This is a genomic window from Photobacterium galatheae, assembly GCF_000695255.1.
GTDB lineage: Bacteria > Pseudomonadota > Gammaproteobacteria > Enterobacterales > Vibrionaceae > Photobacterium > Photobacterium galatheae.
On sequence record NZ_JMIB01000053.1, the window covers coordinates 1 to 1,067 of the forward strand.

Genomic DNA, 1,067 nt, shown 5'->3' on the forward strand with positions numbered 1-1,067 from the left:
CTTTTATGTCAAAATATTGCCGCGAGTTGAAGTGCGCCATTGCTAAGCAATGCTTGAGTGGCGTGCCATCCGATCTTTTATCCAAGCAACATTCCATCTCTTCTAGGCAAATAAGGTACTGGACTCAAGTCTTTGCTATTCACGGTACTGATTCATTTTTACCAACAGCTCATACATCAACGGCTGAAGCTAAGCTCCAAGCATTAAATTTAATGTGGACGAATGGCTGGTCTCTGACGCACACTAGTGCAGTCTTAAATCTCTCTACCCCTGGGATACTATCTGTTTGGCTCAAAAGATATAAAGAGCAAGGTATCAAAGGGCTTAAGCCTCACGCAATAGGAAGGCCACCCATGAAGCAGCAACCTCAACGTACGACCAAATCAGATGATGAAATGACGCTTGAGGAGCTAAAAGAAGAGTTAGCCTACTTGAGAGCAGAGAATGCTGTCCTAAAAAAGTTGGAGGAGTTGGAGCAGGAAAAGCGCCGTCAAACAAAGAAAAAACGGCAATAGCTCTAACTCTAAGAAACACGCACTCCTTAAAAGACCTACTCCAAGCTCTCCAGCTTGCGAGAAGTGCATTCTATTACCAGATGCAAGCCAGTAAGCGACCTGATAGCTATGCGAATGAACGGGAGCTGATAAAGTCAATTTATCATGAACATAAGGGACGATATGGCTATCGCCGCATTCACTTAGAGCTGAGAAAGCAAGGCATCATACTGAACCACAAGACCGTGCAGCGGCTTATGGCTCAACTTGAACTGAAATCGATAGTCAGGCCGAAGAAATACCGCGCTTACCGAGGCGAGTCTGGCAAAGTTGCTCCTAATGTACTTGAAAGAGATTTTACGGCGACCAAGCCAGATGAGAAATGGGTAACTGACGTTACGGAGTTCAAAGTCAAAGAGCAGAGAGTTTACCTATCACCCGTGGTCGACTTGTTTACTCAAGAAGTCGTTGCTTATAAGGTTGATAAGAATGCACGCTTGTCGCTCGTTACTGACATGTTGACGGAAGCGATCTCGAAGCTAGCTCGAAACGCAAAGCCAATCATACATAGCG

At 45.1% G+C, this 1,067-nt stretch carries 1 protein-coding gene and 1 pseudogene; both read left to right on the forward strand.

Annotated elements, in window-relative coordinates:
• The first annotated feature begins 212 nt into the window (after positions 1 to 212).
• Positions 213 to 515 (forward strand): helix-turn-helix domain-containing protein, encoded by a 303-nt coding sequence (locus EA58_RS22095; RefSeq protein ID WP_235199666.1) that lies wholly within the window; start codon positions 213 to 215, stop codon positions 513 to 515.
• Positions 476 to 1,067, forward strand: a pseudogene (locus tag EA58_RS20445) (IS3 family transposase); the annotation flags it as partial. The gene EA58_RS22095 and the pseudogene EA58_RS20445, both read left to right, overlap by 40 nt.